The sequence below is a fragment of the Wolbachia endosymbiont (group B) of Ablattaria laevigata genome (assembly GCF_964277395.1).
In the GTDB taxonomy this organism is placed as follows: Bacteria; Pseudomonadota; Alphaproteobacteria; order Rickettsiales; family Anaplasmataceae; genus Wolbachia.
This window is the reverse complement of the sequence record NZ_OZ195519.1, coordinates 1,229,950-1,255,236: the sequence shown is the minus strand read 5'-3', so window position 1 is coordinate 1,255,236 and position 25,287 is coordinate 1,229,950. Positions and strand designations below refer to the sequence as shown.

At 33.5% G+C, this 25,287-nt stretch carries 28 protein-coding genes and 1 tRNA gene; 17 read left to right on the top strand and 12 right to left on the bottom strand.

Features of this window, described 5'->3' with window-relative positions:
- The first annotated feature begins 3 nt into the window (after nucleotides 1–3).
- Nucleotides 4–1,281 (top strand): UDP-N-acetylglucosamine 1-carboxyvinyltransferase, encoded by a 1,278-nt coding sequence (gene murA, locus ACICP1_RS05870; protein ID WP_264682849.1) that lies wholly within the window; start codon nucleotides 4–6, stop codon nucleotides 1,279–1,281.
- A gap of 9 nt (nucleotides 1,282–1,290) precedes the next feature.
- On the top strand, nucleotides 1,291–2,133 hold the full coding sequence (thyX, locus tag ACICP1_RS05865; protein WP_254229278.1) for an FAD-dependent thymidylate synthase: 843 nt from the start codon (nucleotides 1,291–1,293) through the stop codon (nucleotides 2,131–2,133).
- Between the two features lie 24 nt (nucleotides 2,134–2,157).
- On the opposite strand, the gene ACICP1_RS05860 is transcribed toward thyX, so the two are convergent.
- From ACICP1_RS05860 to ACICP1_RS05845, 4 genes are all read right to left on the bottom strand, one after another.
- Nucleotides 2,158–3,327: a hypothetical protein gene (locus tag ACICP1_RS05860; RefSeq protein ID WP_395461279.1), complete on the bottom strand. Its 1,170-nt coding sequence runs from the start codon at nucleotides 3,325–3,327 to the stop codon at nucleotides 2,158–2,160.
- A gap of 569 nt (nucleotides 3,328–3,896) precedes the next feature.
- Entirely contained in the window at nucleotides 3,897–4,220 is a 324-nt protein-coding gene (locus tag ACICP1_RS05855; RefSeq protein WP_395461278.1) for a transposase, read from the bottom strand.
- 193 nt (nucleotides 4,221–4,413) lie between these two features.
- Nucleotides 4,414–4,710: a transposase gene (locus ACICP1_RS05850; RefSeq protein ID WP_064085849.1), complete on the bottom strand. Its 297-nt coding sequence runs from the start codon at nucleotides 4,708–4,710 to the stop codon at nucleotides 4,414–4,416.
- Between the two features lie 491 nt (nucleotides 4,711–5,201).
- The gene (locus ACICP1_RS05845) at nucleotides 5,202–6,191 is read right to left on the bottom strand and encodes a glycine zipper family protein (RefSeq protein ID WP_395461277.1); all 990 of its coding nucleotides are present in this window, start codon (nucleotides 6,189–6,191) and stop codon (nucleotides 5,202–5,204) included.
- Between the two features lie 141 nt (nucleotides 6,192–6,332).
- Between ACICP1_RS05845 and elbB the strand changes: the two genes are divergently transcribed.
- The 9 genes from elbB to dapA all read left to right on the top strand — a co-directional run bounded on the left by elbB (nucleotide 6,333) and on the right by dapA (nucleotide 13,105).
- Entirely contained in the window at nucleotides 6,333–7,031 is a 699-nt protein-coding gene (gene elbB / locus ACICP1_RS05840) for an isoprenoid biosynthesis glyoxalase ElbB (protein ID WP_395461276.1), read from the top strand.
- Nucleotides 7,032–7,169: 138 nt separating this feature from the next.
- Nucleotides 7,170–7,478 (top strand): hypothetical protein, encoded by a 309-nt coding sequence (locus ACICP1_RS05835; RefSeq protein WP_264377506.1) that lies wholly within the window; start codon nucleotides 7,170–7,172, stop codon nucleotides 7,476–7,478.
- Nucleotides 7,479–7,536: 58 nt separating this feature from the next.
- Nucleotides 7,537–8,463 carry a 4-hydroxy-3-methylbut-2-enyl diphosphate reductase gene (ispH, locus tag ACICP1_RS05830; protein ID WP_139686676.1) on the top strand — a complete coding sequence of 309 codons (927 nt, stop codon included), beginning with the start codon at nucleotides 7,537–7,539 and terminating at the stop codon, nucleotides 8,461–8,463.
- 270 nt (nucleotides 8,464–8,733) lie between these two features.
- The gene (locus ACICP1_RS05825) at nucleotides 8,734–10,173 is read left to right on the top strand and encodes a hypothetical protein (RefSeq protein WP_264683445.1); all 1,440 of its coding nucleotides are present in this window, start codon (nucleotides 8,734–8,736) and stop codon (nucleotides 10,171–10,173) included.
- A gap of 4 nt (nucleotides 10,174–10,177) precedes the next feature.
- Nucleotides 10,178–10,786: a hypothetical protein gene (locus ACICP1_RS05820; RefSeq protein ID WP_010406999.1), complete on the top strand. Its 609-nt coding sequence runs from the start codon at nucleotides 10,178–10,180 to the stop codon at nucleotides 10,784–10,786.
- The gene (locus ACICP1_RS05815; protein WP_010407002.1) at nucleotides 10,783–11,571 is read left to right on the top strand and encodes a hypothetical protein; all 789 of its coding nucleotides are present in this window, start codon (nucleotides 10,783–10,785) and stop codon (nucleotides 11,569–11,571) included. The genes ACICP1_RS05820 and ACICP1_RS05815 overlap by 4 nt, the downstream gene beginning before the upstream one ends.
- A 12-nt stretch (nucleotides 11,572–11,583) precedes the next feature.
- Nucleotides 11,584–11,657 (top strand) — tRNA-Arg (locus ACICP1_RS05810).
- A 68-nt stretch (nucleotides 11,658–11,725) separates the two neighbouring features.
- Nucleotides 11,726–12,208 carry a single-stranded DNA-binding protein gene (ssb, locus tag ACICP1_RS05805; protein ID WP_006014313.1) on the top strand — a complete coding sequence of 161 codons (483 nt, stop codon included), beginning with the start codon at nucleotides 11,726–11,728 and terminating at the stop codon, nucleotides 12,206–12,208.
- 9 nt (nucleotides 12,209–12,217) lie between these two features.
- On the top strand, nucleotides 12,218–13,105 hold the full coding sequence (gene dapA / locus ACICP1_RS05800) for a 4-hydroxy-tetrahydrodipicolinate synthase (protein ID WP_026092622.1): 888 nt from the start codon (nucleotides 12,218–12,220) through the stop codon (nucleotides 13,103–13,105).
- A 79-nt stretch (nucleotides 13,106–13,184) separates the two neighbouring features.
- Here dapA and ACICP1_RS05795 read toward each other — a convergent pair whose 3' ends face one another.
- Together ACICP1_RS05795 and ACICP1_RS05790 are read right to left on the bottom strand one after the other, a co-directional pair.
- The gene (locus ACICP1_RS05795) at nucleotides 13,185–13,832 is read right to left on the bottom strand and encodes a hypothetical protein (protein WP_230608965.1); all 648 of its coding nucleotides are present in this window, start codon (nucleotides 13,830–13,832) and stop codon (nucleotides 13,185–13,187) included.
- Between the two features lie 599 nt (nucleotides 13,833–14,431).
- Nucleotides 14,432–15,409, bottom strand: a complete 978-nt coding sequence (locus tag ACICP1_RS05790) for a quinone oxidoreductase family protein (RefSeq protein WP_395461275.1) — start codon at nucleotides 15,407–15,409, stop codon at nucleotides 14,432–14,434.
- 281 nt (nucleotides 15,410–15,690) lie between these two features.
- Between ACICP1_RS05790 and ACICP1_RS05785 the strand changes: the two genes are divergently transcribed.
- On the top strand, nucleotides 15,691–16,149 hold the full coding sequence (locus ACICP1_RS05785) for an ankyrin repeat domain-containing protein (RefSeq protein ID WP_265025233.1): 459 nt from the start codon (nucleotides 15,691–15,693) through the stop codon (nucleotides 16,147–16,149).
- Between the two features lie 115 nt (nucleotides 16,150–16,264).
- Here ACICP1_RS05785 and ACICP1_RS05780 read toward each other — a convergent pair whose 3' ends face one another.
- From ACICP1_RS05780 to ACICP1_RS05770, 3 genes are all read right to left on the bottom strand, one after another.
- Entirely contained in the window at nucleotides 16,265–16,801 is a 537-nt protein-coding gene (locus ACICP1_RS05780) for a cytochrome c oxidase assembly protein (protein ID WP_010407017.1), read from the bottom strand.
- On the bottom strand, nucleotides 16,802–17,524 hold the full coding sequence (locus tag ACICP1_RS05775) for a Bax inhibitor-1/YccA family protein (RefSeq protein ID WP_007302228.1): 723 nt from the start codon (nucleotides 17,522–17,524) through the stop codon (nucleotides 16,802–16,804). It abuts the gene before it with no gap.
- 201 nt (nucleotides 17,525–17,725) lie between these two features.
- Complete coding sequence (locus tag ACICP1_RS05770) at nucleotides 17,726–18,913, bottom strand: cysteine desulfurase family protein (protein ID WP_250120184.1); 1,188 nt, start codon at nucleotides 18,911–18,913, stop codon at nucleotides 17,726–17,728.
- Nucleotides 18,914–19,047: 134 nt separating this feature from the next.
- Between ACICP1_RS05770 and ACICP1_RS05765 the strand changes: the two genes are divergently transcribed.
- Both ACICP1_RS05765 and ACICP1_RS05760 read left to right on the top strand, forming a co-directional pair.
- Entirely contained in the window at nucleotides 19,048–19,746 is a 699-nt protein-coding gene (locus ACICP1_RS05765; RefSeq protein WP_395461274.1) for an alpha/beta hydrolase, read from the top strand.
- The gene (locus ACICP1_RS05760; RefSeq protein ID WP_006014264.1) at nucleotides 19,739–19,963 is read left to right on the top strand and encodes a hypothetical protein; all 225 of its coding nucleotides are present in this window, start codon (nucleotides 19,739–19,741) and stop codon (nucleotides 19,961–19,963) included. Before ACICP1_RS05765 ends, ACICP1_RS05760 begins: the two co-directional genes overlap by 8 nt.
- Nucleotides 19,964–19,992: 29 nt before the next feature.
- On the opposite strand, the gene ACICP1_RS05755 is transcribed toward ACICP1_RS05760, so the two are convergent.
- Nucleotides 19,993–20,667 (bottom strand): ABC transporter ATP-binding protein, encoded by a 675-nt coding sequence (locus ACICP1_RS05755; RefSeq protein ID WP_010407030.1) that lies wholly within the window; start codon nucleotides 20,665–20,667, stop codon nucleotides 19,993–19,995.
- Between the two features lie 26 nt (nucleotides 20,668–20,693).
- Complete coding sequence (locus ACICP1_RS05750) at nucleotides 20,694–21,140, bottom strand: HesB/IscA family protein (protein WP_395461273.1); 447 nt, start codon at nucleotides 21,138–21,140, stop codon at nucleotides 20,694–20,696.
- Between the two features lie 47 nt (nucleotides 21,141–21,187).
- On the opposite strand from ACICP1_RS05750, the gene ACICP1_RS05745 reads away from it, so the two are divergent.
- Complete coding sequence (locus tag ACICP1_RS05745; RefSeq protein WP_395461272.1) at nucleotides 21,188–22,369, top strand: deoxyguanosinetriphosphate triphosphohydrolase; 1,182 nt, start codon at nucleotides 21,188–21,190, stop codon at nucleotides 22,367–22,369.
- The gene (gene ribD, locus ACICP1_RS05740) at nucleotides 22,369–23,610 is read left to right on the top strand and encodes a bifunctional diaminohydroxyphosphoribosylaminopyrimidine deaminase/5-amino-6-(5-phosphoribosylamino)uracil reductase RibD (protein ID WP_395461271.1); all 1,242 of its coding nucleotides are present in this window, start codon (nucleotides 22,369–22,371) and stop codon (nucleotides 23,608–23,610) included. Before ACICP1_RS05745 ends, ribD begins: the two co-directional genes overlap by 1 nt.
- Before the next feature lie 60 nt (nucleotides 23,611–23,670).
- On the opposite strand, the gene ACICP1_RS05735 is transcribed toward ribD, so the two are convergent.
- On the bottom strand, nucleotides 23,671–24,111 hold the full coding sequence (locus tag ACICP1_RS05735; protein WP_395461270.1) for a hypothetical protein: 441 nt from the start codon (nucleotides 24,109–24,111) through the stop codon (nucleotides 23,671–23,673).
- Nucleotides 24,112–24,243: 132 nt separating this feature from the next.
- On the opposite strand from ACICP1_RS05735, the gene truB reads away from it, so the two are divergent.
- Complete coding sequence (gene truB / locus ACICP1_RS05730; RefSeq protein WP_395461269.1) at nucleotides 24,244–25,287, top strand: tRNA pseudouridine(55) synthase TruB; 1,044 nt, start codon at nucleotides 24,244–24,246, stop codon at nucleotides 25,285–25,287.

The following is a 25,287-nucleotide window of genomic DNA, read 5'->3' as shown; positions in this document are numbered from 1 at the left end:
TAAATGCATAAAATATTAGTAAGAAGTAACCATAAGCCCTTGATTGGAAAAATCAAGATTAATGGTTCAAAGAATGCAGTCTTGCCAATAATGGCGGCAAGCTTGTTTAGTAATTCTTCAATAACTTTGCATAACGTACCTGATTTAATTGACGTGCATTTGATGTCTGAGCTGCTTAAGAGTCTTGGTGCAGAAGTAAATTTTATATGCAATAAAGACTATAAAGCAAATCACACTTTGGAAATTGACTGTAGCAATATCAATAACTATTTAATATCACATGAAATTGCAAGCAGACTGCGAGCATCTTTTTTAATGCTAGGTCCAATGCTCAGCAGATTTGGTAGAGTTTCAACAGTATTTCCTGGTGGATGTAATATTGGAAAACGTCCTGTTGACATTCATATTAAGGCACTTGAAGCAATGGGAGCTAAAATTGAAATTGATAGCTGTAATATAACTGCAACAACAAAGGGGAAATTGCAAGGCAAAGAAATAACATTTGAAAAAGTAAGTGTTGGTGCAACAGAAAATATAATAATGGCAGCAACACTTGCAGAGGGAGTAACAATAATAAACAATGCTGCAATCGAGCCGGAAGTTCTTGATTTAATAGAGTTTCTGAAGATTATGGGTGCCAATATTGAAGTTAATAATACAAAAATCACAATAGAAGGTGTTGAAGCATTAAATGGGTGTGAGCATAAAATAATACCAGATCGCATAGAGGCCGGTACTTATGCTTTGGCTGCTATCATTACCGACGGCGAGCTAAAGTTAGAAGGAGTAAGTTTGTCTGATATAGAATGTATTGCAAATGAATTGAAGACTATAGGAGCCAGAGTTGAGTTACATGATGATGGTATTATTATTTCTAGAAAAAATGGCTCTATTAAATCTGCTCACGTTGCAACAAATCCATATCCCAACTTTCCCAGTGATATGCAACCACAACTAATGTCTGCTATGTCAATTGCAGGTGGAATATCAATCATTGAAGAGAACGTTTTTGAAAGTAGATTTGCACATGCAAATGAGCTAAGAAAATTAGGTGCTAATATCAGCATCGAAAAAAATAAAGCTACTATAAGTGGAATAAAGAGCTTATCTGGAGCTAATCTGCATGCTAATGACTTAAGGTCAACAGCAGCTTTAATTCTCGCTTCTTTGGTAGCTAAAGGAGAAACTACAATAAATAACTCACATCATTTATGGAGAGGCTATGAAGCAATGGACGAAAAACTCAATTCATGCGGGGCTGATATTTTCGTTTCATCTTGAGGATATATTATGAATGAGACAACTAAGCGAACTACAGTAAAAGAAATAGATGACATTCTATACGAAGAACATAAAGTATTAGATCATGGATTTGTTCGAGTAATTGATTATATGGGCTCTGATAGCGCCATAGTTCAAGCTGCTCGCGTTTCTTATGGAAAGGGAACTAAACAGATAAATCAAGATGAGGCGCTTATAAAGTATTTGATGAGGCATCATCATACAACTCCATTTGAAATGTGTGAAATTAAGTTTCACGTGAAACTTCCAATTTTTATTGCAAGACAGTGGATAAGACATAGAACTGCAAATGTGAATGAATATTCCGGAAGGTATTCGATACTTGATAATGAATTTTATATACCAGAACAGGTTGCAAAACAATCTGATAATAATAAACAAGGCAGCGGTGAAGCTTTTGACTCAAGTACTTCAAAAGAAATAATAGATTCTCTAATAAATGATTCTAATTTAGTATATTCTCATTATGAGAAATTTATTGAACAGGGCCTTGCAAGGGAAATTGCCCGAACTAATCTAACACTTAATTACTATACTCAGTTTTATTGGAAAATAGATTTACACAACCTTCTTCACTTTTTAAGGCTTAGAGCTGATCAGCACGCCCAATATGAAATTAGAGTCTATGCAGAAGTTATGTTGGACATAGTAAAGAAATGGGTCCCGCTGGCCTATAATGCTTTCATTGAATACTCCTTAAAATCAGCCTGTATTTCAAAAACTGGTCTTGAAATAATTCGCAAGCTAATAAAAGGAGAAAATGTTACGAGAGAAGAAAGTGGCATGGGTAAAAGAGAATGGGATGAGCTGATGTCTATACTTGGTAAATAGCCAAAAAGATCGAGTTATGTCCTTTCACAGACTTGCAGGTGTGAGCAACAATTTATTCATACCTTTATCAACTGATATATCAATTATTTTTGAATTTATTCTTTCCATTGTTTCGTAAAGCTTTTCGGCTTTCTTTAACATTAGTGTTGCATTTCTAAGCATAATATAAACTTGGCAATAATCTGCAAAATTTTCAATATACATATCATATGAATAACGGTTTACAGCAAGTTCCATTACCCTACAAACTTCCTCTAATGTAAAATTGGCAGCTCCTGTATCAGGACAAAAGCCAACCGCTCCTTTATTAGAGTCAAAAAATATGTATTTATCATTCTCTGCTTTATACACCAACATAGAATGTCCAGCACCCTTGACATCTGCTCTATTATGAGTAAAACAAAAAGAATTAAATTCTAAGTAGCATCCTATCTCCACATTATTTAAGACATGTTTGATTTGTTCTTGCTCAGTATCGATCCATACTTTTGTTGAAGATAGATCGTTACATAATTGCTTATATATTATCTCATCATAATAAAATGGATCTCCTTCTCGCTTTTCAATGCTCTGAATATCAAGAATAGGTAAGAATTGCGATAAAAACTGCATCATTAATAACTTTTTCGTTTGTTCTTTTCTTTCATCAATATAGTTCATAAAATCTTGTTCAGATATAATATTATCAGACTCAAGAAATTTAACAAAATCTTGCTTATTCTCTAATTTTATAAAAGTAATAAAGTAATTTAATGAGTGACATAACCCTTCTTCGGGATCAAAACCTAAAATTTCTTTAAATCTATCTTTTAATTGTGCAATTTTAGATACACTACTTGACATAAAAGCATTCAAATTAAATTGAATGGCTTGCTCATTTTCAAATAATTTATTATATTGTCCTTCAGCTGATAAATCCGGTGCTTTGTATACATATCTACCATTTTCTCTACGTATACCTTCTATATCTTTAATTATACCTTGTTCTACATTTTTACTGATAGAAATTTGGTGCTTTCCTTTATTGGCAAATTGATTCAAAAACTCCGCAATTTCCTGTTTTGAGAGTCTTGTTTCAACTTGTCCATCTTCTCTATCTTCAGTTTTACAAAACACTTTAACTCTAGGATGTTTTTTATCAGTATAGACTTTTAATACAATAGATTGAGCAATGCGATTAAGATATTTTGGCATATTGGTTATTAAGATATTAACTATATATCTTAATAATAGTATAACCTACACCACTTGTCAATTAATATATTAGTAAATTAGTACTATTTATTATATAAAAAAGTAAATTACATAGTGGATGGTCAGTGCTTAACACTGGAATCCAGGAATTTTGATTCTAAATTTGGTATTGATTTTAAATTAAAATAAATGTTTGTGATGAGATTATATGAAAAACTGGATCCCAGACTGGGATGAAAAGAGAAGGAAACACTGGGATGAAAGAAGATGAAACCACTGGAACGTTTATTTTTGAAAGTAAATTGCATAGCAGATGGTCAGTGCTTGACACTGGAATCTAGTTTCACCTTATGATGGTTTTATTCAAGTAGCCTCTATCCAAGTGCCCCTTTGGTGTCATCAGAGTAGCTGACACTGGGATGGCTTTGTTGCATCACACTTTATGAGATGGTGATTTATGGTAAATTCATGTAACTATCTCAAATTTAGCCATACCAATATCAGTGAATTTATTAAGCAAATAGCACTTAATTAGTAATTCTTTTTCACGATTTACTTCAGATTTATTCCTAAACAAATACTTGCTTCAACCTTGAGAAAAATCCTTCTATATAAGATCTTTTCCCATAATGTACTTCCTTTTTCCACTCTTTTACACCATCTTGTCCATATAATTTTATTAACCTAATAGCAACATTTCTGTCAGACATATAATCTATTTTTGAATGTTCTGCTGCATCCTTTTTTGGTAGAACTTTTGTCTTTATATCGTATTTCTTACACAATTTATAAAGTTTTTGCCTATCGTATGCCCTATCTGCATATAATGCTTTTATTTTGTGCTGAAAATTAACTTCTTCAAGCAAATCGCAAGTGGTCAGAGTAGACGCCATTACTGTATCTTGCAGCTATAGCTTTTTTACTATTCACACTTAACATAACATGTAACTTTCTTACTTGCTCGTAGCTTCGGTACTTTCTATCTGCACTGTTTTCCTTACTGTGGCCAGGAGTGTTACTGTAAATTTGTGCTATCTATGATAATTTCAATATTTTCCATGTTGCTTTTATCAATCCTGCAATCATTTATCTTAATATTAAGTTTTTTTTGATGCTTGTGAATAGCTGCAAATCTCTTCCTATTTGTTGCAAATACCCTTTTATAAACCCGACTGTTTGTCTTAAACCAATTCTAAAGAAACTGACGATTATATGCACTAAAATCACAACTTTATCACTATAAATATAGTTGCCGCCCTGCATTTTTGGACTATTTTCATACCAATTTTCGATAGCTTCATCGATGTAACGAAAAATATTCCCCCTTTTTTCAAGGAATTTGTTATATTCGTTTTGGTTACTGACTTTCATTTTCTGTGGCATATTTTTTCTTCAACAGTTAAAAAGCCCACTGGGATCCAACTAAGTTACTTTACAACGTTTTTTGCACAAAAGGACTGGATTCTAGCGTCACGCGCTAGAATGACATCAACTTTTGAATTCCAGTTATGCAAGAAATCTATTCATTTGAAACTTGTTTGAGAAACGTAGCTATAAAAACCGCAGGTACCAGTTGGTTTTTATTAGCTAAAGTAAAGGTCAAATATCTGGAATTCTGGACATAAAATCCCCCTGTAAAAAAGATTAGAAAAAAATGCAGCGCACATACGACAGATATACACTGAAGAATACATTTTTAATAAGTTTAATAAAAAAGGTCTGCAGACGGAGATAGATTTTTGAGCTCAATAAATATCTCTAATTGTAATTATAATCAGATTTAAAATATGCGGAAGTAATTTTTTGTGTCCGCTTAGCAGGGTGGCAAAATAAGATAGACAGATACATTAAAACGCTCCCCAAATGCATCAATTCTATTTTTTCATTTTGTTTCCATCAACTTGTTCAGAACTTGGATTCTTCACTTCAGGACTTGGCTTCATTTCTTTAACTTTCTTATTAACTTTTTCTCTTACCTTCTCTATGTCATTATCACCAATGGCCATAATTGCAGGTTGAAATTCACTCATAAAACCTACAAGTTTCTCCATATCTTCCTCATGAGTACTAGTACCCTTGCTCATGAGATTGCTCAAAAGACCAGCCTTATTTTCCCCTATTAACTTTCCTATGGCTGCTAGTTGCTCTTGATTTCGAAGCATTTCTACTATCTTGTTCTGATTATTAGCGTCTTCAATGCTTTGCCCTGCTTTTAACTTAGTATTGTCTGCAATAGCTGCAAGCAATTCACTACGTAATCTATCAAAATTATTCTCTCTTGCTTGAATTGTAGGTAATTTATCGATCACATCTTTCACAAAACTTTTCACTGCTTTTCCTGCTTCAACCGCACCTTCTTTTATCTCACTTCTATCCTGATATATGGCATAACCAATAGCAGCTATAGCAAATAGTGCCATAAATCCTACAAATGCTGCTCCACCAACAATTAATGCACCGGTCACTCCTCCTACTGTTAATAAACCTGCTAGTGCACCCGTCAATGTTGTAAATGCTGCTACACTTATAACTTCTTGAGCTAACAGTTGATTGCCTAAAGTTTCAAGCTCTTTCTCCATGCCTTCTGTTTTATCTGCTAGTTTTATAAATTTTTCTAATTCAACTTTGTTCTTCTCAAAATTCTCGAACATAAGACTCATTACACCCTCAATAACAACTGGTTTGTTCATCAGAAATTTACTGATATCTGATTTGTCAGAAGTTTCACCTTTCTTTTCAAAGCCATCTAGTATTAGTAGACTATCCAATTTTTGTAACAAATCCTCTTTTCCAATAATATATTCCACTACACTTTCAATTAACTTCTCGGAAATAGCTGAGTTTGCTGCATCACCTTGTACCATATTCAATTCCCATCAATTATAAATATGCCTAATTATATATACTAATTATTAATTATATTATAATTGACATAAAATAATTACTCCTTTCCAAATATGGAATTTGTATTACAATACCTAGATTATATGAAATCAAGGTATTTTATGGGTGAGAAAAAATTAAGAGCCGCTGTGGTTTTATCAGGATGCGGCCACCTCGACGGCACAGAGGTGAGAGAAGCAGTTTTAAGTTTGCTTGTGCTTGATCAGCAGGAAGTTGAAGTCACGTGCTTTGCTCCTGATGTTGATATCAAACAAGTTATGAATCACAAAACAAAAGAAGCAGTAAAAGAAAAAAGGAATGTACTTGTAGAATCAGCAAGAATTGCAAGAGGTGAGATAAATGATTTAAGAGAAGCTAAAGCTGAAAATTTTGACATGCTAGTCGTACCTGGTGGATATGGAGTTGCGAAAAATTTATCTGACTTAGCTGAAAATAAAACAGTAATGCCTGAGTTTGAAAGATTAGTCTCAGAGTTCTTTGTTGCAAAAAAGCCAATAGGAACTATATGTATATCTCCAGCCGTTATTGCTTCAATTTTAAGTAGCAAGATAAGTAAAGAAGAAAGTAAGATTAAGGTAACTATAGGAGACGATAAAGAACAGTTAATAGAGAAACTCGGCGGCGAACATATAAAATGCGATACAGAGTTATCAATAGAAGATGAAAAACATAATGTATTTTCCTGCTCTGCTTATATGCGTAATGACGAAAGTATATACTCTGTATATCAAGGAATAAAACACATGATTGACAGTATGGTGAAAAAAATTAATAAAAAAACTAAACAACCATTTCTCTAAAATGTAGTTTCTTATACAATTAATTATGTTATACTTCCATTTACATTATTGCTGTAGCCAAAGTAATCTATAGTTGCTTATTAATGATGAATTGTATTTAGTATATAAATTTAGTTCTTTTTTTTTATAGATTTAAATATGTTAGATCTTTTTTATATTGAAAGTGAGTGTTGTATAGATGGTCAGTGTGATACTTATGCAGGAGAAGTGAGTATTAATGATGTCATGTTGGGCAAGTTTAGTCTAAATTCATACAGTGGGAAAAAAGCCATGGTAAATCTAGACATCGTTACATTCGATATCCATATTGCTATGGATGGCCAAGATGGAAGGACAATAACAAGAGACCTCAAGGGTCCTGAATTTGTAATTAAAGATGACGGTTCCTGGTATATTAACAAAAATCTTGGTAATGATAAATTTGAAATTATAGTAAAGCAGTCATGATATGAAACATAGTGAGCGGAGCTTGCTTTTTAGCAATGTTTACATACTTACTTAAAAAATGGAGATTATCTTAGCTGAACCACGCGGTTTCTGTGCAGGGGTTAAAAGAGCTGTAGACATATTAGCAATCACTTTAGAGAAATACAAAAATGAACGCCAAGTTTATGTACTACACGAAATCGTTCATAATAAGTATATAGTAGAGGACTTCAAGAAACAAGGAGTGGTTTTTGTAAGCAGCATAGAAGACATTAAAGACAATAGAGGAATATTGATCTTTAGCGCACATGGAGTGTCGAAAAGTATAGAGGATGAGGCAAAAAGAAAGGGTGTTCAAGTGATTGATGCAACATGTCCATTAGTTAGCAAAGTACATAAAGAGGCAAAAAGGTATGAGGATAGTGGTAAAGAATTAATTCTAATTGGACATGAAAATCATCCAGAAGTTAAAGGAATTATAGGAAGAGTAAGTAATCCTATATCTCTAGTGCAAACTATGCAAGACGTATACAATTTACAAATCAAAGATCCAGATAATTTATCTTATGTAACACAAACCACGTTAAGTATTGACGATACCAAAGAAATTATTGCTACACTGAAGCTCAGATTTCCAAGCATTACAGGCCCCGACTTAAAAGATATATGCTATGCAACACAAAATAGGCAGAACGCTGTTAAAAAATTGGCTAAAATTACAGACGTAGTGTTAATTGTAGGAAGCAAAAACAGTTCAAATTCAAACCGTTTATTAGACCTGTGCATTTCCACAGGAAAAAGAGCCTATTTGATTGATAATTATAAATGTATGAACAAAAATTGGTTGCAGGGCGCAGAAAAAATAGGAATTACTGCAGGTGCTTCTGCTCCTGATATATTAGTTGATGAGCTAGTAAATTACTTAAAAATAAATATGAATACAAAAGTTTCAGTCATGCCAGATGGATTCACTGAAAATGTTCAGTTCAAGTATACTAAATGGTAATGTGCAACAACGTGCGTCAAATCAAGTCTTTAGCTTAATTCAATTTTCAGTCTGTTGGAGAATAAAATATCAAGCTGAGATATAATTAATCCTCGTTTGTCAGGTTAAGTTGTGTCTAGCACAAATATAAAAAACCTTCATCATACAAAAGGGTTAATATTACTACTAATTTTATCAAAAACTTATAATATAAGTAATATTGTCATCTAATGTTTAATGAATTTCAATAAATTACCTTTTTAATTCTAGATGAGTATACACTTTGTTAATATGTTTGGGTCAAAACCCAAAAGTAAGTTTATGCTTTCTATAGGAAAAGAAGGCACAATGTTACTATATTTTAAAAATGATACTTTAAATAAAAGATATTTTGCTAAGGACAAAAATAATAAAGTTGTTTCTGACTTAATTTCATGTCTCTCATCAGATAAAAAAGCACCCTTATATCTGGTTCTCAATCACACTGATCAGAACTATTTGCTACAGTCTATCCCAAGAGTAAATAGGATTAGTGCTTATCTATCAGCAAAAACAAAAGTAGAGCATTTTGCTCATAATAACGATATAAATTCTATTCTCTTGGTCGAAAAGCCGAATAAATTTAATCAAAACTGGTGGTATCTATTTGTTTCATCAAAAGCAAATCATTTAATAGAATATTGGTTGGACGTGTTTGTTGAAATAGGCTCTAACTTTAAAGGAATATTAATGTTTCCTATAGAACTAGTCAGTATAGCAAAAAAGATTCTACACAAAGATCCTAGTAACTGGAAAATTATAGTTGCTGCAACTAAAACAGGTGGCTATAGACAAGTGGTTCTTAAAGAGAACAAAATGATATTTACACGTTTAATACCATTTACTAATGATAATTTACCAGGAATCATTGCTGGTGAAATATATCAGGAAGTGAAAAATACAATTCAATCTTTAACTAAGTTTGGATTTGAAAAAAATGACCCTATCGACCTTTGCATCATAGTATCAGAAGCTATTAAATCTAGTTTATCAGTTATAAATTTTTCAGAGAATAGTGTGAACATATTGACTCCATATGAGCTAGGTAAACTATTGGGAGCAGAATTAGCTATATGCGAAAAAGATAGCTTTTGTGATACTACAATTTTGTTCCATAGCTTTAAGAATAAGCCAACAGATGTTTTTAATACAAAAGAAACTAAAGAATTTTATCTATTCAATTACCTTTATTTAAACTCTCCTCGGATTTTTCTATACCTCCTTTTGACTTTAATTGTAATTAACACCTTTTGTTTGCAAAATTTGTATTCAAATTTTAATGTTGCTGATAATTTATCTGCAACGCGGAGTGCTTTAAATAACAAACTAATAAAACTTAGCCAAAGCTATAATGTAAAAAAGATAGATGAAGTTTACGATTTTATTAATATAAATAATATTTTATCAAAAATAGAGTACTCTCCTCTCATACAGGTTAAGTATGTAGAAAAGCTAAAAGTACCAGATGTAGAGCTTCAATTATTTGAGTGGAATTATAATGAGGCAAAAAGTTATATTACCACAACTTTAAGGTTTAATTTTCAATCTGGTAAAGACATTTCTTATCAATACGAGAAACTACAGAAAAATTTAAACGATAATTTCCGTACTCATGATATTAGTATTTCTAGCTTACCTACTACTAAAGAGAAAAATCTATCTATTGATGTTGAAATAGGAGAGGCAATGTAGATTGATGACTATCTCTCAACTAAAAAGAAAAGCTACAATTCAGTGCATATATTACTTATTGTTATCTATTGTATTAATAGGGTTATCAACGTGTTTTATTATCTATAACAAAAAGGTTTATAATAAAAATCAAACTGCAGCTGAGGAAATACGCTCTATTAATTTACAGATCATTGAAATTCAAAAGAAAGAAGTCGTTCTAAATAAAAACCTAGATTTATGGAAAAGAATTTCTTCTTCAAACTTACATAGTAGCAGATACATTACAAATTTAAATTTTGAGCTTAACAAGCTATATAAAAAACACTACATGTTAGAACCTGAAATATCAATTTCTATACCTGAAGAAGCTGAACTCCACAATAAAAGTGAACATACAAAAGTAATAAGAAGTGAAGTGGTTCTAAGTTTAAGCTCAATTAGCGATAAGCATATTTTTTTATTTCTACAGTCTATTCCAAATCTTCCTGGTTATGTTATGATCAGATCTCTTACCTTGAATAAGCAGAGAAATATAGATGCTAAAGTTATAAACCAGATTTTAAGTGGTAATATGATAGAGATAGTGAGAGCTAGTATAGTTTTTGATTGGTATACCATATTAAGTAGATGAATATAAAGTTGTTTTTTATTTTTACGCTGCTATTTTTTAATTTTAGTGCATATTGCAATTGCGAAGATCTTGTAGAAAATATAGGGATTTGTAAAAAATATTCTTGCCAACAGCATATTAGTAATGAAGATTTTATTGAGCATAAAATATTAGGGTTAAATAGTGAAAATTTATGTGTATATATAGAAAGACAAGGCAATGATGAAATGGTCTGTCATCATTCTAATGATGGAATGATTATAGAAAAGAAGTACTTAAAAAGTATTTTAAAAGTTGGAAATCAAGAAATAAATGACTTCATTGATATAGCAAATTTGCGTGCGAAGGAGTGTTTTTTTATCAACAATTATTATATAGATCGAGACGATATAATAAAAGAGGCAGCAGAGAGTACTTTATCGCAATATGGTAGCATAAAAAGCATTTTTTTTGATGAAGAGCAGGTTAATAGAATAGTTAGTGAGATGGAAAAGTTTAACTTACAGTCTTCAGGAGTTACAGAGGAAGAAAATTTCAATTGTAAAGTAGTCAGTTTAGATTCAATTTTATACTTTTCCCCCGATACATGGAAAATATGGGTAAATGGAAAGTTGTTTATAAATACTAAGGATTTAAAAGTGCACTCAGTAACTGAAAATTATGTAACTTTTTCATGGGCTGTAAACCAAAAGATAACAAAAGAACGGATAAGCAATTCTAAAAATGTACATTTTGGACATGGAGGTATTATGTTTACGCTTTATCCAGAACAAAAATTTGATTTAGATAGTTTATCTATTAAATAATCTAATACATCTGCGCTTGTAGCTCAGTTGGATAGAGCGTTGCCCTCCGGAGGCAAAGGTCGTGGGTTCGAATCCCTCCAAGCGCGTTTTTAATTAAATTTGACAATAATACTCTCACATAAGATAATAAAGAGATTTATTTTAAAGCATAATTATGTCTAGTGGTACTATAAATAAAGTCATATTAGTTGGTAATTTAGGAAAAGATCCTGAAATTAGGACTACACAAAATGGAAAAGAGATGGCAAGTTTTTCGATAGCCACATCTGAAAGTTGGACTGACAAATTTTCTGGTACGCGCTCTGAAAAGACAGAATGGCATAATATTGTAATTTTTAGTGAAGGATTAGTAAAAATTGTTAAGGATTTTGCGCGCAAAGGTAGTAAAGTTTATGTTGAAGGTTCTCTGAGAACTAGAAAATGGACTGACCAAAATGGTAGCGAAAGGTATACGACAGAGGTGGTGCTATATAACTTTAATAGTGCCCTTACCCTTTTAGATTCACGAAACAGTATGTCAAACTCTGATTACAAGCCAAGTGAATACAAACAAAATGAAACAGAACAAAAAGATAAACACGGAAGTTTTGACAACGATATAAAAGACGAACTAATCGATGATGAAATACCATTTTAATAACTTCAATTGAAATCTACATTTTTATGGACTGCTTGTGTTACTCCTTTTAATTGCAGTGGAGATAGTATAGATTACCAAAGCTTGCAGCGTTTACTAACAATGCAAGCTGAAGCTGAAAATGGTGTAGTGTTGCTAGGTAGCACAGGTGAAAGCTTATCACTTACTGATTCTGAAAAGCGCACATTAGTTGAATTTGTATGTGAGCTAAAATTAAATACGAAAATTATAATCGGTGTACCAGGAGTGAATCTATATCAGACTCTTGAATGGCTTGATTTTTGCAAGGGTATGCCTATTCATGGCTATCTAATGACAACTCCCATTTATGCAAAGCCTGGAATCATGGGGCAAACTTTATGGTTTGAAAAGCTGCTTGAAAAAGCACATGTGCCAGCCATGCTTTACAATATTCCATCAAGAGCAGGAGTGAGTCTTCACGCTGAAACTGTACGCAACTTATCCAGCCACGAAAAATTTTGGGCTATCAAAGATTCAAGTGGCACCGTTGATACTTTAACTCAGTATAAGAAAGTTGCACCAAATATTGAGGTGTTTTGTGGGGACGATAATATGATATTTGATATGGCTGCTAAGGGTGCGGCTGGTCTGGTTTCTGTTGCTGCCAATGTTTGGCCAAGTGTAGTACATGAATATGTTAAGCAATGCATGAGCGGCAAGAACCCTCAAGCAGACAGTTGGCAACAAGCTTGCAAAGCTCTATTTACTGCCAGCAATCCAATACCTACTAAAGCACTTTTGCATGACATTGGGCTCATAGAACACAAAACTGTCCGCCTACCACTCAGCACAGAAGATTTGCCTTCTATTGAAACATTGAGGCAAGCTAATAAAATGATTCTTGGATGGGAAAATCAACTAGCTATGCAGGATTAGGAATTAAGCTGATAATTCAATTATACTTAACACAAAAAAATGGGCTAAATCCTCTTCAAAAACTTCTATCTATCGTCTCTTAAAATACTCTCCTGCACACATCCCCATCAACAATTTTCACATCACTATCAACTGAGCTACCTGGCTGTTTATTTCCTTTGTATATCTCCCCATCAACGGAACTACCTGGCTGTCTATTTCCTTCTGGAAAAAAGCACTCAATTGCTTTATCAATTAAGAAACTTAAAGGAATACAAGCAATCACACTCACTACAAAAGTTAAAGCACCTATAGCTGCGGGTGATGTAAAACCAAGAGCAACTAGTCCTGCTCCAACTCCAAAAAAAACACCAATAATACTGATAGTATTTGCATAATTTTTAATTTTATATTCAGCGCTGTTGCTATATTCTCTCAAAATTTGTTCATGTTCTTTGGACATGCCTTCTGGTATATCGTTGAGATTTGTAGTTTTTGAGAAAAAACAAGCCTTGATTAAGCCTACTAATAACATTGCAGAACCAATGATTCCACCTGCAATGAGAGGTGGCAAGTTAACATAACTTAGAGCTAAACCTGCAAGAGCCCCAGTAACAGCGCCCATTCCTAGTGCTATTGTTAGTATCACTATTGTGCCTGCTGCTAGTTCTAGTTTTGATTCAAATTTCTTTTCTAGGTTACTTTTTGCTTGCCTCGCCTCTTTTAACTGTTCTCTTGTATAGCTCATAGTATGTACCTTTACTTAAAATTAATAATATAATACTAGCATTTTTAGTTTATATAGTCAATTTATTAAGTAATTTTAATTGACTTTCAGCAAACTTTAGCCTTATATGTATGGTCCCAGAGTGTAATGGTATATAAAACATGAGAACAAAATGCCATTAAAGGAGAACTTATGATTACTGGATATATCAGAACAACAGAGACAATTCATAAAGCAATGTAAACTTTCTAAGTACTATAACCTCAACTCTAAAACTATTGTAAAACAGAAAAAAGCATTCATTTAAAAGAAAAATAACAGCTCCATATACTATTAAAGTGATAATACTTATAATGTTAGATGTGACACCAAATCTAATTTGAAATATAACTTATTTACTCAGCTTCTTTTGAAACTACTGTGAACATAATATCTATAGATAAAACATCGCATTACCACGCCACTAACGAGTAGCAGAATGACAAGTTTTTCAAACTAGTCCGGTAAAAATCTCAGTCAGTTCAGCTGTATGCTTTTAACTTTCCCAAAAAGAGAATTAACCATATGAAATTCTTGTTGATATGACTTAATGAATAATTATTTTAGGTTACTAATTTATTTTAAGAAACTTTGATGATATTTAGCCCACTTATTTTTCTATTTTCCATGTCACGATGAGCCCCTATTATTTCATCAAATTTATATTTTTTATTAATTCGTACGATTAAAAGTTTTTTTCTTATCATTTCAAAAATTTCCATTGCAGTAAGCACTAACGTAAGTCTATTGTGCTTGTAGTGATATATCGAAGTTCCAGCTGCAAATAACGAACGCGAACTAAGTAAAGAGAAATTAATAGGAGCATTACCTGATATCTGCCCATAGGAAACATATATGCCAAACTTACCTAAAGATTCAAAAGAGAGCTTGCTTGTAGCGTAACCTATAGGGTCATACACCGCACCTACTCCTCTATTTTTCGTAATCTCCATGATTTTAGAAACGAAGTCTTTATCATTGTAGTTTATTGCGTATGTGCAGCCACTTTGTAAAGCTATCTTCATTTTTTCGTCAGAGCTTATAGAACCTATCACTACACCTTTTTTATCCTTTGCCCATTGGCATATTATTTGCCCCAAACCACCATTAGCTCCATGAACTAGTACAAAAGCACCAGGCCTGATTCTATAAGATTGATTAACTAAATAGTGAGCTGTCATACCTTTAAACAATACTGCAGCAGCAACTTCATCAGGTATATCATTCGGAATTTTTATCAAATATTTCTGGTGTACAATGCGCTTTTCACAATATGCCCCTGGAGGAGCTGTGCAATATCCAACTCTATCTCCAACCTTAAGTCCATCACTAATTTTTTTACCAAGCTTTTCAACAACTCCTACTGCCTCTACTCCAAGTACTGATGGCAGATCTTTAATTTTGCGTGTACCTTTTCTGTGTTCTAAATCATAACGATTTAAGCCGATAGTTGTATGACGTATTAAGACTTCCTCATCTTTTGGCTCACCTATGCTCTTATCTACAAATTCTAATACTTCTGGCCCCCCAGTTTTTTTAATTTGTATAGCTCTAACCATGATAAATGTAAGACAAAAACTTTAATTATGTTATCTAGCAATTAATATTTTGCAAAATGTTATTTAGAGTTTATACACTACATAAGCGTATTGTTAATAGTTTTGAGGCACAAATTATGACAAACAGAGAAACTTGGCTTTATGGTGTTTTATTCAATGTGTTGTGTGAAGTGGATGAAGATGACGATTTAGATACCAATAATAAAAATAAAAGAAAGGTTAAAATGTAAAATGCAAAAATCAGATAAAAAAGGAGACTATTGTAAATATTTATATACTTCTTGGGAAAAAAAGGATTTGATATTAATCACAGATTTGACTTGAAAGATTATGATGGCTTTCCAATAGATAGTCTTTTTTCCATCGCCATTAACTATAAACCGTACACTTTAACAAATCTAGCGCAAGTTTTAATAAAAGCAGGAGCTAATGTGCAAAACGAAAAAGGATATTTACATACCTGTGTTTTGACCCATTCTCCGGACATATTAAAGGCTCTCATAAAAGCGGGAGTGAATGATAGCCCAGATGAAAACTACAATGGAAACACTGCTTTAGAGTGTGTTGCTGAATTATATTGTAAAGATAAGTCAATTGAACGCAAAAATTGCTGTGAGATTCTAATTAAGCATACATTAGAAAAAAATCCCAACATAGAAATACCAGATTCTGTAAAAAATAAAAGGAGTTGGCTCAATGTTGGAATGCTTGTGAAGCAAATAATGAAGGATGGGAATTAGCAACAACGAACACTGAAACACAAGTAGTCAGTGTGCAAAAAGCAAATAAGAGCTCCTGCTCAATTCAATAGATGTATCGTACAACCTTGTTCGGATTACAATAGGAAAAGGTTTGTTATTTAAGCTTAAAAAACGTATATGATAGTGTTATTTCACTTAAATCTTTTGTACTATTGTCACGCATTATTTCAGGGTCTACGTAAAAGGATACGGGCATAGCCGCTTTTTGTTTTGGTAGCAGCATTTGCTCTTCAAAACAAAAGCATGCAACTTTATTGAAATATTTACCTGCTTTAAAAGGTGTGACATTATACACTGCCATTCCAAAAGAAGGCTGATCAGATAAATTTTTTGCATAATAAAATACTAAACTTTGTTGCCCTATATTTGTATCGATGTAGTTAGTTTCTGATTTAAATTCCCAAGGCAGACCTGATATTATATCAGCATTAAGGTGAACCCTGATTTTTTGGTCAGTTGCATTTATTGTTGCATTAGTTACTTTTCTCGTTGTGCCACCATATCCAGTAGCTTTACAAAAGATGCTATACAACGGTACTGAAGCATATGCAAGACACAGCATCAATACCACTAAAGATATTAGGAGGAAAACTATAGAACTTTTATTGTTTCCCCTTAAAAAGGAAATCATCTAATCCTTATTGTTGAACAAGTTAAGTAACCTGAGTAAATTGAGGAATATATTGATGAAGTCAAAGTAAAGATTAGTTGCACCAAGTATTGCCAGCTTAGTAGTTGCAACTTCTGAGCCATCATTATATCTATAATAAACATCTTTGATTCTCTGAGCATCGTATGCGGTCATTAAAGTAAACACTATCACTGATACAAACGATATTGCAAAATAGAGAGGACTGCTTCCAAGAAACAGATTAACTATAGATGCAATGATTAACCCCCAGATTCCCATAATCAAAAAAGAACCCATGCTGGTAAGATCTTTTTTTGTAGTATTACCATATAAAGCCATAGAACCAAACATGATCGATGTAATGAAAAATGCTCTCGCTATATTTTCTGCAGTATAAATTATAAAAATATGAGATAAAGAAATTCCCATTAAAACTGAGAATAGAAAAAATACAGTAAGTGTTGACTGAGCACTTAGGTGTTGAAGCCTAAAAGACATATAAAACACCAATGCAACTGGAGATAGCATTACCACAAGCGATAGAACAGGATTGGAATAAATCACCTGGAAAAGACCAGAAAACACTGTTAAAAACGCAACAAGCCCTGTAACACCTAAAGCTAAAGCCATATAATTGTATACTTTAGTTAGGTAACTCCTGAGTCCAGCACTATAATAAACGCCCTGAGAGCGAATATCCTGTTCGTTTTTCATATAAGACATATGTAACTCCTTATTATCTCTTGATGATATATTATAATACAATACAGCGTTTTTATCAAGTATAAAATGACATACTACAATTGAATGGTGTGGTATGCAATTAGAGAATTTCTTCCATAACTATAAGCAAATCGGTTTTCAGCAGCATTTAACTATTATAACAACCTCTGGCAATAGAAATTACTTTCACCATTCCCTCTATCATGATTTAAGGGGAATGGTGAAAGTAGTTTTTGCATTTACTAAAGCATTCTTCTTATAGATACTATACCAACAATCCACTATTTTTTCTATGTCTCGCGGTTTAACCTCCGGACCTATACTGATTCTAATTGAACATTCTGCTTGCTCTTTTGTTGCTCCCATTGCAAGCAAAACATGAGAAGGCCCAACTTTTCCAGAAGAACATGCAGAACCATTGCTGACTGCAATATTATTTAAGTCAAAGCACATGAGCTGCAGATCATTCTTCACTCTCGGCATATAAATGAAACTTGTATTTGGCAATCTTTTAGAATTTCTGCCAAAGATCTTGATATCACTGACAAGACTTAATAACCCATACTCCAATTGATCACGCAGCTTCTCTACTTCATCCATCTTTGATAGAAGATCTGGAATGTTTTGCAATGCAGCAGAAAGACCTACTATTGCAATAATGTTTTCTGTACCACCACGCAATCCTTTTTCTTGCCCACCACCTATTATAGTAGGTTCTATTACAAGCTTTTTGTCAAATATTAAAACTCCACTACCTGCTATACCACCAAATTTGTGAGCAGATAAAGTAAGTAAATCCACTCCTAAATCTTCCATATTTACTTTGATTTTCCCAACACTTTGAGCAGCGTCAGTGTGACAGATTGCCCCGAATTTATGTGCCATTTTAGCTATTTCCTTAACAGGCTGGATAACTCCAGTTTCGTTATTAGCCATCATCACTGAAATTATTACTTTATTCCCTTCAAGTTCGCTTAGAATTTTCTCTAGCTCTAAAAAGTCAATAATACCCTCTTGATTAACGGGTATTATATGTGGATTACATGCAGAATTAAGAATTGAAGGATGCTCTATAGCTGAAATTACATGCAGATAGCCTTTCATTCCTCTCATGACGAGGTTGTTTGCTTCAGTTGCACCAGACGTAAAAACTATTTCTTTATCATCTGGAATGCTAAGAGCATCACGTACGTTATCTCTTACCTCTTTAAGAATCTTCCTCGCTTCTTGTCCTCTTTTATGCAGCGATGATGGATTTAGTGTTTGTTTCGACAAAATCTCAAGTATACTTTTTTTTACATTTTTACTCACTGGAGCAGTTGCATTATAATCAGCATACACGCAACTACTGTCTTCCAGAGAGAATAAACTCACAGGCTTATTTGTCACTTACCATCAACCAATTATGTATGTTAACTTTAACACGATAAAAATTTATTGCAAAAACAGGGAAATTAATACATAATTAATAAACAATTTACATTATCAACACCTGTCAAAACAGGTTTTTATTAGGAGTCATCATGGTAGAAGTCTTTTTAAATAATTCAACAAAAAAGATAGAAGGTAGATACCATCAAAGCAAAGATACCAATGCACCAGTTGTGCTAATTTTACATCATCACCCTCAATATGGTGGTAGTATGGATAGTAAGATTATACATACTATATATGAATCTTTTATCGATAATAAATTTTCTGCATTGACAATTAATTTTCGTGGTGTCGGAAAATCTACCGGAACTTTTGATAAGGGTATAGGAGAATTAACTGATGCTGCAGTAGCTATTGATTGGCTTCAGGAGCATAACTCTAACAACGTTCCAATTTGGATAGTTGGTTTTTCTTTTGGAGCATGGGTAGCTATGCAGTTGACAATGCGCCGTCCAGAGATAGTAAGTTTTGTTGCCCTTTCTCTTCCAGCAACTAAGTACGATTTCTCTTTTCTCTCTCCTTGCCCAGTTCCTGGACTTATAATACAAAGTAATAATGATACAATTTCAGAAGAAAGCGATGTAACAGAATTAGCACAAAGGTTAATAAATTCGGTAAAAAATAACCATATGGAATACCATATAGTAGACGATACTAACCACTTTTTAAGGGATAAAGAAGAGGAAGTAGCTCAAATTATAGATAATTATATAAAACTACGCTTAAACAGTGCAGTCACTTCCTCCAAAAAAGTTAAAAAAGAGATAAGGGTAAAAGAATATGCCTAACTTTACAAATGAGAGAAATGAACGTATTAATATAAATAAAAAAAGTCTTGTTATGTTTAGGCAATTATTATTTCTCGTTTTAGCAATGTTTATGCTGTCAGGATGCTTTCTAAGTAAACAGCGTAAGTTAAAGAGTCCGTGTATAAAAAATAATGAAAGCATTTCATGCGAATTACACTCTGTTAATGACCATTGGTTAAATAAGTACAAGTTATAGGTAGCTTTGTATTGTACTGTTTCTTCCATTTACAGCTTTACTAATGATCGGTTTTTTAACTGAAAAATGTGATCTGCTTTTTCTGCAAGGATATAGTTGTGTGTTACTATAAGCATAGAGCTGTTATTTTCCTTTACATATGAATGTAACAGCAAAAATACATTCAAAGAATTTGTTGGGTCTAAATTTCCCGTTGGCTCATCTGCAAGTAAAAGCTTTGGAGAGTTTACAATGCTTCTTGCAATTGCAACCCTCTGCCTTTCTCCACCAGAAATTTCAGATACCATACTACTTGCTTTATTTTCCAGACCAAATTTTTCTAATATTGCTTGCGATTTTTTTTTTGCTTCAGCTTTGCTTCTTCTTGCAATAAGCTGAGGAAGCATAACGTTTTCCAACACTGATAACTCTTGTAATAAATAGTGAAATTGATAAACAAAGCTAAGAAAATTTCTTCTTACATGAGTTTTATATTTATTGCTGGCTTGCGTACAATTTACTCCATCTATTGTCACTACACCTAAAGTTGGCTTATCCAATAGGCCTGCAATTTGCAATATAGTTGTTTTTCCTGATCCTGAACTGCCGATCAATGCAACTACTTGCCCTCTTGTAAGACTCAGATTGATATCTTCTACAATAGCAGGACTTTTTTTGAAGCTCTTACTTACAGAAGCTAGCTCTAGTGTTACACCACCACCCATATTATAAAAAGATCCAGGAGGGAGAATTAGACCGAGAAACTGTTACCACAACCACATCGAGACTTAGCGAGAGCATTCTTGATTTGAAAACCAGAACCACTTAGATCTTCAGTATAATCTATAGTTGAGTTATTTAAAAATTTCGCTGAACAATTATCAACCATTAATACAGGGTTTCCATTCTCATCATTAATTACTATATCTTTACCTTTTTCACTAAAAATGGAGTGGCTTCTATAATCCTCGCTATCTTCGTCATCGTCAAAATCGTCGTCTTCATCATCGTCAAAATCGTCATCTAAAGACATCTTCTTATTTATTTGATCCATAAGAAAATTATACTTGAAACCAGAGCATCCACCACCTGAAACTGCAACTCGCAAAATAGAACTCTCATCTCCTTCCTGTTCTACAAGGGAGTGGATTTTCCTTAATGCATTGTCAGTTAAGCTAATATTGTAATCTGTTGACATAACAACCACCGTTCATTATTGATAACCTATTATAGTAGAAATTTTACATGTCAAACAATAATTTTCTATTAAGTTACGCGTGCTTTCCAAATAAAACAAAAGGAAGAAATTTCAAAGAGCCAGAAGACAAAAATCGCAGCTGTTTTCAGCGTGATAGGGACCGCATTATTCACTCTAATGCGTTTAGGAAATTGGGGTACAAAACACAAGTTTTTATCAATTATGAGCATGATTACTATCGTACTCGGCTAACTCATAGCCTTGAAGTTGCACAAATTGCAAGATCCATCGCACGCAGGCTCAGATTAGATGAGGACATCACCGAATGCATAGCGCTTGCACATGACCTTGGTCATCCTCCATTTGGTCACACAGGTGAGAATGCTCTAGTTCAAGTTGATAAGGAGAAGTATGAGTTTGATCATAATGTTCAAGCTATAAGGATTTTAACTTATCTTGAACAAAAACATGCTGATTTTGATGGTATGAATCTAAGTTGGGAAGTGATTGAAGGCGTTGCAAAGCATAACGGTCCTTTACTCGGTCAAAATGCGGTATCTCAAACAAATAATCAGCTGTTATTAGAATGCAATGAAAAATATGATCTAAAGCTTGAAGAATTTTCAAGCATTGAAGCACAAGTTGCTTCGATTGCTGATGACATCGCTTACAGTGTGCATGATCTTGATGATGCACTCAGGGCAAATTTAGTAACCATCGCAGATTTGCTTGATGTTCCTTTAATTGGCAAAATGTTCAAAGAAGTAAAAAGCGAATATTCAGAATTGGCTCAAAGCAAACTCATACATGAATCACTGAGTAGAACTATAGGAATTATGATAAATGATGTCGTTTTTCAGACTGAAAGAAATATTAAAGACTACAAAATAAAAAGCGTAGAAGATGTAAGAGGTCTAAATACAATGCTAGTCACATTTTCACCAGAAATTGCAAATGCCACAAAAGAGATGAAAAAATTTAACATGGAAAAAATATACAGAAGTTATAAACTGACCAGAACAATGAACAAAGCAAAACGTATAGTACAGGAGCTTTTTCAATGTTTTTATGAAAACCCAAGGTTATTACCCACAGAGTGGAACAAGCTTGCCTGTGAATCTCAGCGTTCAGTAATAATATGTGACTACATCTCAGGTATGACAGATAGATTTGCCATACACGAGCACAGAAGAATTTTTGATACCTCATACGAAATGACTTCTTTCTAATGACCGATGATTATTTCATGTCGATCGCATTAAAGCTCGCAGAAAAAAGTCTTGGAGGTGTTGCACCAAACCCTGCTGTTGGGTGTGTCATTGTAAAAGACGGTATGTTAATTGGTGAAGGCTACACAGGAATCGGTGGGCGCCCACATGCAGAAGTAGTTGCTTTGCAAAATGCTAAAGATTTAACTCATGGTGCAACTATGTACGTCACTCTTGAACCATGCTGCCACTTTGGAGTTACAGAACCTTGCACTGCAGAAATCATAAAATCAGGAATAAGAAAGGTAGTAATTGCAACTATTGACCCAGATAGTAGAGTTTCAGGTGGAGGAATTAAAGCTCTGAAAGAAGTAGGAATTGAAGTAAAGCAAGGGATCATGCAGAAAGAAGCAGAGAAACTGAATGTTGGCTTTTTTACCACCAAGAAACTCCATAGACCATTCATAGCTTGCAAAATTGCAACAACTCTTGACGGAAAAATTGCAGCATTTACAGGCGATAGCAAATGGATAACAAGTGAAGATACGAGAAATTGGATACATGAGCTCAGAGCAAAATATGATGCAATTATGATTGGCAGTAGTACCCTTATCAATGACGATCCTCTCTTAACTTGCAGATTACCAGGACTCGAAGACAGGTCGCCAATAAGGCTAATTATCGATAGCCAAGGGAAATTGAAGGAAGAGCATAATATTGCAAAGACTGCAGACAAAGTAATAACTTGGGTGATTACAAACAGAGAAATAGAGAAAAAAATAAAAAACATTAATTATTTGATAGTCAATTCAAATCACAAACCTCCTGTTATTCCAGATGTTACCCCAACACACTCTCCTGTCATTCCAATACCTTCTCCTGTCATCCCAGTGCCCAGACACTGGGATCCAGAAAACTTCAAGCAATTGCATAATGAAAACTGGTCACGCGCTGGAATGACATCGGAGCCTGACATTATCGATAAAGTCTGCCTAAAAGACATGGCATCAAAACTTGTTTCAGAAATTGGTATAACAAGGTTATTAGTTGAAGGTGGAGGAGTGTTAATTACAGAGTTATTGAAGCACGATTTAATCGATAGGCTGATAATCTGCCGCAGTGGTAAAATTTTAGGTAATGATGCCACTCCTTTTATAGGAGATCTAGGGATTCAATCCATAAACAACTGTTACCGATTCAAAAAAACAGAAGTAATAGACTTTGATGAGGATGTAGTTGAAATGTGGGATAGGCTATTGTAACTTTTACACATCCAGATGAAAGGAGAAAAAAAGAGGTAGAAAATCTACCTCCTATATAACCTATTGTGTTGTTTTTTCTTGAAACTTATCTTCAAATATTTTCATAACTTCAGTCTTTTGCAACATAGTTTTAAGCACTTCTTCATCAATTTCACCTTGAGGTCCTTGTTCACCTTTCTCACCTTGAGGTCCTTTATCGCCCACTGGTCCTTTATCGCCCACTGGTCCTTTTTCACCTTGAGGTCCTTTTTCACCAATCGCATTCATTTGCTGATATGAAGCATAAGCTGCTGCGGCAAAATATACAGCGGCAATAAATAGAACTGCAATTCCAGCAGGGCTAGCAATAAGTGCTAAAGACGCAGGTCCAGCAATTACTTTAGTAGCAATCAATACTGTTGTTATTGCTGCTGCTAAAGATGCAGTTGCAACTGTACTTTCAATACTCATTTTTGTTATATGTGCAGTGTTTTCCCACTTCAATACGTTTTTTATAGTCATAATAGTCCCCTTATAATAAGGCTAATAAAAAGATTGAGTAGTGTGTATTAATAATGCATGTTGGTCAAGCTACTTTTCGCATAAAGTATATATTTCAAGCTAAAATGTTATCAGTTGTATATAATTAAACGTATGAAACATGGTTGGCTGAATCTTGATAAACCAACAGGAATGAGTTCTGCACAAGCTGTAACTCAAATTAAAAGGATTTTTGGAATAAAAAAAGCCGGACATTTGGGAACACTTGATCCTTTGGCTTCAGGTATATTACCGATCGCTCTTGGTGAAGCAACAAAAACTATACCGTATTTATCTTGTGACTTAAAGGCATACAATTTCACAATAAAATGGGGAAAACAAACAACTACGGATGATTTGGGTGGTGATATCATTAGAACTAGCGATATAAAACCCGAATATAACCAAATAAACTGTGCGATTAAGGATTTTATTGGTGAGATAACACAAACTCCTCCTCAATTTTCAGCAGTGAAAATCAAGGGAGCAAGAGCATATAAATTAGCAAGAAGTGGGCAAAAGGTAAATATAAAGCCCCGGCAAGTCAAAATACATGAACTGAAGCTGATATTCTTGGAGACTATAAATAATAGTGCTGATTTTTCTATGATCTGCGGTAGCGGTGTATATGTAAGATCAATTGCAAGAGATCTTGGAGTCACATTAAATTGCTTTGGACACATTACAAAATTAAGAAGAACGATGGTAGGTGATTTTAAGGAAGATGAATCAGTGACAATTGAGCAACTTACTAAAAAAAACACAACAACTTACTCTCCCCAGTGCTTGACACTGGATACAAATACTTACAAATCATGTAATGGACAAAAGATTCTAGGAGCATATGTCAAAAACAATGTTCGTGATGAAATAGACTGGATCCCAGTGTCAAGCACTGGGATGGCAGAAGATGATGGAGGTAATACAAAAGGCTTCATCATCCCCATTGAATCGGCTTTAAAATCGATGTTCAAAGTTGAAATTTCCTTAGAGGAAGCAGAGAAAATCAGAAAAGGTCAAGAAATTATATTAAATAACTTGCGTAATTTAAAGAATTATGATATTTTTTGTACGATAGTGGGTAATGTACCTATTGCAATTTGCAGTTTTACTCATGGTTGTGTGAAGCCTATTCGTGTTTTTAATATTTTGAAATGA

Excerpts from the sequence above, each read along its gene's own strand:
- murA (WP_264682849.1), top strand. The coding sequence starts at position 4 with ATGCATAAAATATTAGTAAGAAGTAACCATAAGCCCTTGATTGGAAAA.
- thyX (WP_254229278.1), top strand. The coding sequence starts at position 1,291 with ATGAATGAGACAACTAAGCGAACTACAGTAAAAGAAATAGATGACATT.
- ACICP1_RS05860 (WP_395461279.1), bottom strand. The coding sequence starts at position 3,327 with ATGCCAAAATATCTTAATCGCATTGCTCAATCTATTGTATTAAAAGTC.
- ACICP1_RS05855 (WP_395461278.1), bottom strand. The coding sequence starts at position 4,220 with ATGGCGTCTACTCTGACCACTTGCGATTTGCTTGAAGAAGTTAATTTT.
- ACICP1_RS05850 (WP_064085849.1), bottom strand. The coding sequence starts at position 4,710 with ATGCCACAGAAAATGAAAGTCAGTAACCAAAACGAATATAACAAATTC.
- ACICP1_RS05845 (WP_395461277.1), bottom strand. The coding sequence starts at position 6,191 with ATGGTACAAGGTGATGCAGCAAACTCAGCTATTTCCGAGAAGTTAATT.
- elbB (WP_395461276.1), top strand. The coding sequence starts at position 6,333 with ATGGGTGAGAAAAAATTAAGAGCCGCTGTGGTTTTATCAGGATGCGGC.
- ACICP1_RS05835 (WP_264377506.1), top strand. The coding sequence starts at position 7,170 with ATGTTAGATCTTTTTTATATTGAAAGTGAGTGTTGTATAGATGGTCAG.
- ispH (WP_139686676.1), top strand. The coding sequence starts at position 7,537 with ATGGAGATTATCTTAGCTGAACCACGCGGTTTCTGTGCAGGGGTTAAA.
- ACICP1_RS05825 (WP_264683445.1), top strand. The coding sequence starts at position 8,734 with ATGTTTGGGTCAAAACCCAAAAGTAAGTTTATGCTTTCTATAGGAAAA.
- ACICP1_RS05820 (WP_010406999.1), top strand. The coding sequence starts at position 10,178 with ATGACTATCTCTCAACTAAAAAGAAAAGCTACAATTCAGTGCATATAT.
- ACICP1_RS05815 (WP_010407002.1), top strand. The coding sequence starts at position 10,783 with ATGAATATAAAGTTGTTTTTTATTTTTACGCTGCTATTTTTTAATTTT.
- ssb (WP_006014313.1), top strand. The coding sequence starts at position 11,726 with ATGTCTAGTGGTACTATAAATAAAGTCATATTAGTTGGTAATTTAGGA.
- ACICP1_RS05795 (WP_230608965.1), bottom strand. The coding sequence starts at position 13,832 with ATGAGCTATACAAGAGAACAGTTAAAAGAGGCGAGGCAAGCAAAAAGT.
- ACICP1_RS05790 (WP_395461275.1), bottom strand. The coding sequence starts at position 15,409 with ATGGTTAGAGCTATACAAATTAAAAAAACTGGGGGGCCAGAAGTATTA.
- ACICP1_RS05780 (WP_010407017.1), bottom strand. The coding sequence starts at position 16,801 with ATGATTTCCTTTTTAAGGGGAAACAATAAAAGTTCTATAGTTTTCCTC.
- ACICP1_RS05775 (WP_007302228.1), bottom strand. The coding sequence starts at position 17,524 with ATGTCTTATATGAAAAACGAACAGGATATTCGCTCTCAGGGCGTTTAT.
- ACICP1_RS05765 (WP_395461274.1), top strand. The coding sequence starts at position 19,048 with ATGGTAGAAGTCTTTTTAAATAATTCAACAAAAAAGATAGAAGGTAGA.
- ACICP1_RS05760 (WP_006014264.1), top strand. The coding sequence starts at position 19,739 with ATGCCTAACTTTACAAATGAGAGAAATGAACGTATTAATATAAATAAA.
- ACICP1_RS05755 (WP_010407030.1), bottom strand. The coding sequence starts at position 20,667 with ATGGGTGGTGGTGTAACACTAGAGCTAGCTTCTGTAAGTAAGAGCTTC.
- ACICP1_RS05750 (WP_395461273.1), bottom strand. The coding sequence starts at position 21,140 with ATGTCAACAGATTACAATATTAGCTTAACTGACAATGCATTAAGGAAA.
- ACICP1_RS05745 (WP_395461272.1), top strand. The coding sequence starts at position 21,188 with ATGTCAAACAATAATTTTCTATTAAGTTACGCGTGCTTTCCAAATAAA.
- ribD (WP_395461271.1), top strand. The coding sequence starts at position 22,369 with ATGACCGATGATTATTTCATGTCGATCGCATTAAAGCTCGCAGAAAAA.
- ACICP1_RS05735 (WP_395461270.1), bottom strand. The coding sequence starts at position 24,111 with ATGACTATAAAAAACGTATTGAAGTGGGAAAACACTGCACATATAACA.
- truB (WP_395461269.1), top strand. The coding sequence starts at position 24,244 with ATGAAACATGGTTGGCTGAATCTTGATAAACCAACAGGAATGAGTTCT.